4 protein-coding genes and 1 pseudogene are annotated in these 5670 nt (G+C 67.4%); 1 reads left to right on the top strand and 4 read right to left on the bottom strand.

Translation table 11 applies throughout. The features are described from left to right. The 3 genes from EPO55_RS03935 to EPO55_RS03925 form a co-directional block, all read right to left on the bottom strand. Positions 1-1070: hydantoinase/carbamoylase family amidase (locus EPO55_RS03935; protein WP_296335126.1), on the bottom strand; the 1070-nt coding region annotated here is incomplete at its 3' end. A 9-nt stretch (positions 1071-1079) separates the two neighbouring features. Then, the gene (locus tag EPO55_RS03930) at positions 1080-3395 is read right to left on the bottom strand and encodes a xanthine dehydrogenase family protein molybdopterin-binding subunit (protein WP_296335124.1); all 2316 of its coding nucleotides are present in this window, start codon (positions 3393-3395) and stop codon (positions 1080-1082) included. Between the two features lie 3 nt (positions 3396-3398). Next, complete coding sequence (locus tag EPO55_RS03925; RefSeq protein ID WP_296335123.1) at positions 3399-4472, bottom strand: aromatic ring-hydroxylating dioxygenase subunit alpha; 1074 nt, start codon at positions 4470-4472, stop codon at positions 3399-3401. A 111-nt stretch (positions 4473-4583) separates the two neighbouring features. On the opposite strand from EPO55_RS03925, the gene EPO55_RS03920 reads away from it, so the two are divergent. Continuing rightward, positions 4584-5309: a glutathione S-transferase N-terminal domain-containing protein gene (locus EPO55_RS03920; RefSeq protein ID WP_296335122.1), complete on the top strand. Its 726-nt coding sequence runs from the start codon at positions 4584-4586 to the stop codon at positions 5307-5309. Positions 5310-5326: 17 nt separating this feature from the next. On the opposite strand, the pseudogene EPO55_RS03915 reads toward EPO55_RS03920, so the two are convergent. Then, positions 5327-5670: pseudogene (locus EPO55_RS03915) on the bottom strand (MFS transporter); the annotation flags it as partial.

Genomic DNA, 5670 nt, shown 5'->3' with positions numbered 1-5670 from the left:
GCGTCGTGGCCGGCGCCGGACGGCATGCGGATGTGCTTCTCGGGCGCATGTGCCACGGCCGACTCCTCGATCGCCTCGAGGAATCGCTCATCCATCAGCAGCGGCTGGGTGCGCGAGAGGTTCACGCATTCGACGGTGCAGGGGCCCTTCTTCTGACTGTCGGCCACGATCTCCATCAGCTTGGCCTCGAAGGCCTGCAGGATCTTGATGTCGGCATCGCGGAACTGGAGGATCATCTCGGCCCTGCCGGGAACGATCGCGGGCGCGCCGGGCTCGATCGACATCTTACCGACGGTCCACACGCTCCTCGGACCGGAGACCGCGGGGAACTTGTCCATCACGTCGTTGTAGAGCCGCATCATCGCCACGCCGGCATCCTTGCGGATCGGCATAGGCGTCGTGCCGGCATGGTTCTGGATGCCACCGAAGGTGAGGCGGAACGCCATGATGCCGACGATCGCCGTGACGATGCCGATGCGCTTGTCGCCTGCTTCGAGGAGGCCGCCCTGTTCGATATGCGCCTCGAGGTAGCCACGGTACCTTCCCTCTACCAGGTGCTCGCGTGGAGTCTTGTCGAGGCCGGCCGCCTTCAGCGCCTCGCGCATCGGCGTGCCCTCGTCGCGATGCTTGGCCTTGTCGATGTCGGCCTCGGAAAACATGCCGACGAACGAGCGGCTGCCGGTCATCTGGCCCCAGTGACCCTCCTCGTCGGCCCACGAGGCGACGTCGACGGCGAGATGCGCCGTCTCGGGATCCTCGGCCAGTGCGCGCGCCACTTCGAGGCCGTAGATCACGCCCATGACGCCGTCGAGCCAGCCGCCTCTCGGCTGGGTGTCGGTGTGCGAGCCCATCAGCAGCCGGGGTCCGGTCTTGGGGCTCTTGCCGATCACCGTGCCGATGCCGTCGATCACCGGCTCGAGCCCGGCCTCTTTCATGCGGCCCGCGAGCCAGTGCCGGCTCTCGACATCCTGCGGCGAGAGATGCGGCCGGTGCACGCCGGTCTCGTAGCGGCCGAAATCGGCGATGCGCCGCAGATCGGCCAGGAGTCTTTCACCGTTGATCTTGGGCATCTGCCCTCCTCACCTGACCGCTTGCAGCGCGTGCCATACGCGCTCCGGCGTCGCGGGCATGTCGAGCGCCGTCACCCCGGCGGGCCTGAGGGCATCGAGGACAGCAGCCATCACGGTCTGGGGGGCGGCGATGCAGCCCGCCTGTCCCGAGCCCTTTACGCCCAGCGGATTGGCAGCGGTCGGCCGCTCGATCAAATCGATGTCGAAGGAGGGAAGGTCGTCGGCGCGCGGCAAGGCATAATCCATCAGCGAACCGCTCAGGAGCTGGCCGGACGCGGGATCGTAGACCGTATGCTCCAGCAGCGCCTGGCCGATCCCCTGCACGACGCCGCCCTGCACCTGGCCCTCGGTCAGCATCGGGTTGATGAGCCGGCCGTAGTCGTCGACCGCGGTGTAGCGCAGCAATTCGCAGGCGCCGGTCTCGGGGTCGATCTCGACCTCGGCGACATGGCAGCCGCTCGGAAAGGTGAAGACGTCGGTGATGTTCAGCACGTGCTCGCCCAATCCCTTGCCGACTTCCGGCGCCATGCCCTCGGGCAGGTTCGCGGCGTCCTGGGCACTCCCGGCAAGTGCCGCGAGATCGATGCTGCGGTCGCTGCCGCGCACGGTGAAGCGGCCCTGGCGATAGTCGAGATCATCCCCCGAGGCTTGCAAGAGATGTGCCGCCAGCCGCCGCGCCTTCGCCAACGCGGCATCCATCGCCTTCACCAGCGCGGCACCGCCCATGTGCATGGAGCGCGCACCGCCATGGCCGGCGCCACTCTTCACGGCGCGCGTGTTAGCCTGCACATAGCGGAAGGCTGCGATCGGCAGGCCGAGGTGTTGCGATGCGATCTGCGCGAAGGAAGTCTCGTGGCCCTGGCCGTTGGATTCGGTACCGAGCGCGATCGTCACCATACCATCGGGCTCGAAACGCACTTCGGCGCCTTCGTTGGGCGCACCACGCGAGGTCTCGAGGAAGCAGCCGACGCCGATGCCGCGCAGCCGGCCCCGCGCCTTCGCGGCGGCGCGTCGCGCCTCGAAGCCATCCATGCCGGCACGCACGACAGCGGCGTCGAGGTTGGCGACGAAGCCGCCCGAATCGATGGCCATGCCCATGGCCGTCCTGTGCGGAAACGAGGCAATCAGGTTCTGCCGCCTCAAGCCAGCCGGGTCGCGGCCCATCACGCGGGCGGCGGCTTCGATCGCGCGCTCGGTGATGTAGTTGGCTTCGGGCTTGCCGGCGCCACGGTAGGCGTCGACCGGAACCGTGTTGGTGAAGGCGCCGCGCACGTCGACGGCGATGACAGGAATGTCGTAGACGCCGCCATGCGCCGTCGAGGCGGCGACGGCCGACGCGCCGGGGCCGTTGCCCGAAAGGTAGGCGCCGAGGTTGGCGACCATCGCCACGTCGAGCGCGAGGATGCGGCCCGTGGCGTCGAGCGCGATCTTTGCCGAGGCCGCGATATCGCGGCCCTGCGCGCCGGAGACGAACTCCTCGGCGCGGTCGGCGATCCAGCGCACCGGCCGGCCAAGCTTGCGCGCCGCCCACAGCAGCAGCACCCATTCGGGATAGAGGAAGTTCTTCATGCCGAAGCCGCCGCCGACATCGGGCGCATGAAGCTGGATGCTTTCCAGCGGTACCTTGAAGACGAACTCGGCGAGCTGGCGGCGGATGCCGTGCAGCCCCTGCCCGGTCAATTCGAGGTCCATCGTGTCGGTCGCGGCATCGTAGCGGGCGATGCCGGCGCGCGGCTCGATCGGCACGACGACGACGCGGTTGTTCATCACCTCGACGGCAACGACATGGGCGGCGTCCTTCATCGCCTGCGCAACCGCATCGTGGTCGCCCTTCCGGAAATGGAAGGCGAGATTGCCCGGTGCCTGGCCCCAGAGCGCCGGCGCACCGTCCGCAAGAGCCGCCACGCCGTCGACAACGGCGGGCAGAGATTCGTAGTCGACCTCGATCAGCTCCGCCGCTTCGCGCGCCGCCTCGACGCTGCCCGCGACGACGAAGGCCACCGGATCGCCAACATGGCGCACGCGGCCATCCGCCAGCGCCGGGCGCGGCGGCACGATCAGCGGTTTCACCGCCGCCATGCAGGGCAAGGGACCGAGGCCGTCGGCCGCGAGATCGGCCGCGGTGGCGACGAGATGCACGCCAGGGATGGCAGCGGCCCCGGCAACACCGATCCGCTTGATCAGCGCATGGGCATGCGGCGAGCGCAGCACGTAACCGTGCAGCGCGGCGCCTGCGTCGATGTCCTCGACATAGCGGCCGCGCCCCAGCAGAAAGCGCGCGTCCTCGAGACGGCGGACGGACCGCCCGTTTGGTTCGCCAGTCACGCCCTACCCTACCTGTGTTGTTGCGTTCGCCAACGGACTCGGCTGGCCGTCATGATCGAGCAGTGTCTGGACAAGCTTGCGAAACTGCGTCGGGCCGGCATCGAGGCTGGTCGGCAGCATGCGGCGGCCGGGATCCATGTCGATCAGCTTCTGCTGCGCCTCGATGATCGCCTTGTCCTCGTTGAACGCCGCCTCGACGATGGCGTAGAGCCGGCCGACGCGATCCTCGTCGAGGTCGGCGCTGCGGGCGCCGGCAGCATAGAAGTAGCGCGACGTCCGGGCGGTCATCGGCGTCACCGCCTGGTCGTCATAGCGCAGGAAGAGTGGCGGCTCCGACGGCGGCTGGAGCCTGCAGCGCTCGGCCGTGCCCACCGGATAGAAGGCCGTGCGCAGCAGGAAGATGCCGGGAAAGAGAAAGTCGTAGCTGTTCCACAGGTCGAGCGCCTCGCCCCAGCGCTTCATGAAGCTGCGCGAGGGCTGGCCGCGCAGCCAGCGCTGGACGCGCAGACCACGCTCCAGCGGCAGGATGCGCGGACGCTCGTCGGCCCATTGCGGCATGTCGAGGCCCAGCGTCTTCTCGTGGGCGAAACTCAGGTGCGAGAGATCGAGCAGGTTGTCGTCGATCAGCAGATAGTGCGCGGCGTAGTCGAGCTGGCCGCTCCGCATGCGGTAGTCGGGATCATCCAGGGCAATCGAGCCGGGGATCGACGCCGGATCGGCCAAGGCCTCGTCGCCCATCCAGATCCACATCCAGCCGCCGCGCTCGACCGCCGGATAGCGCCGTACGAACGCACTTTGCGGAATGAGCTTCTGGCCGGGGATTTCCACGCAGCGGCCGTCCGGCGCGAATTTCAGCCCGTGATACATGCAGCGGAGATCGTCCTGCTCGAGCCGGCCCATCGAGAGCGGCGCAAAGCGGTGGCAGCAGCGGTCCTCCAGCACCACGACCTGGCCATCGGCCTTGCGATAGAGCGCCAGCGGCTGGTCGATGATGACGCGTGCCAGGATGCGGCCAGGCTCGAGCTCGTGCGACCAGCCGGCGACATACCAAGCATTGCGGACCCACGTTTCACTCACCTGGTGATCCTCCCGGTCTCCTTCTTGTGACCAGCATACACCATTGACGAACCGGGGCGACCGTCGGACGCTTGGCTTCTGCGCCTCACGCACGTCACCATCGGAGGAACCATGATCGATCTGCACTACTGGCCGACGCCCAACGGCAAGAAGGTCACCATCCTGCTCGAGGAACTGGGCATGCCCTACAAGATCGTCCCGGTGAACATCGGGCGCGGCGACCAGTTCAAGGATGAATTCCTCGAGATGAACCCCAACCACCGCATGCCGGTGATGGTCGACCACGCCCCGACAGGCGGCGGCAAGCCGATCGTCGTCTTCGAGTCGGGCTCGATCATGATGTACATCGCCGAGAAGGCCGGGAAGTTCTGGCCACAGGACACGCGGACCAAATACGAGGTCAACCAGTGGGTCGTCTGGCAGATGGCCAACCAGGGACCGAAGTCGGGCGAGTGCGGCCACTTCCGCCGCGTCGACCAGGCCAAGGAAGGCGACCAGACATACGCCATCACCCGCTTCACCGATGAAGTGAACCGCCTCTACGGTGTGCTCAACAACCGGCTCCACAAGCACAAGTATCTCGCCGGTGACCAATACACGATCGCCGACATGATCTGCTACCCATGGACGGTGAACTGGAAATTCCAGGGCCAGGACATCGAGGAGTTCAAGCACTTCAAGCGCTGGTTCGAGGAGATGGGCGCCCGCCCGGCGGTACAGAAAGGCATGGCAGTCGGCGCCGATCTCTCCGTCGAGCGCGAGAAGCTGCCGCCCGAGGAACAGGCTCGCATCCGCAAGCTGCTGTACAACCAGCGCGCCCGGCCGGTACCTGCGTAAGAAGGCCGGGGCAAGTTCTAAGGCACCGTCGAAAGCGGCGGCGCCACCTCCTCGAGCGGCCGGCACTCGGCCCGCACACCGAGCCGCGTCGTGACCAGGGCGGCCACGATCATCATGGCGGCGCCCAGCATGTAACCGGCAACGATGTCGCCGCGGTCGCCGCCCTCGATCAGGACGCCGAACAGCCACGGCCCGCCGACGCCGCCCAGCAGCGTGCCGAAGGCATAGAACAGCGCGATGGTGAGCGCGCGAATTTCTAGCGGGAAGCATTCGCCGACGGTGAGATAGGCGGCACTCGCCGCCGCCGAAGCGAAGAAGAAGACGATGCTCCACATCACGGTCTGCGTCGTGGCATCGAGCA

This window comes from Reyranella sp. (assembly GCF_004296935.1).
Classification (GTDB): domain Bacteria; phylum Pseudomonadota; class Alphaproteobacteria; order Reyranellales; family Reyranellaceae; genus Reyranella.
The sequence above is the reverse complement of the archived record's forward strand: the minus strand, read 5'-3'. Positions and strand labels throughout refer to the sequence as shown.

Excerpts from the sequence above, each read along its gene's own strand:
- EPO55_RS03920 (WP_296335122.1), top strand. The coding sequence starts at position 4,584 with ATGATCGATCTGCACTACTGGCCGACGCCCAACGGCAAGAAGGTCACC.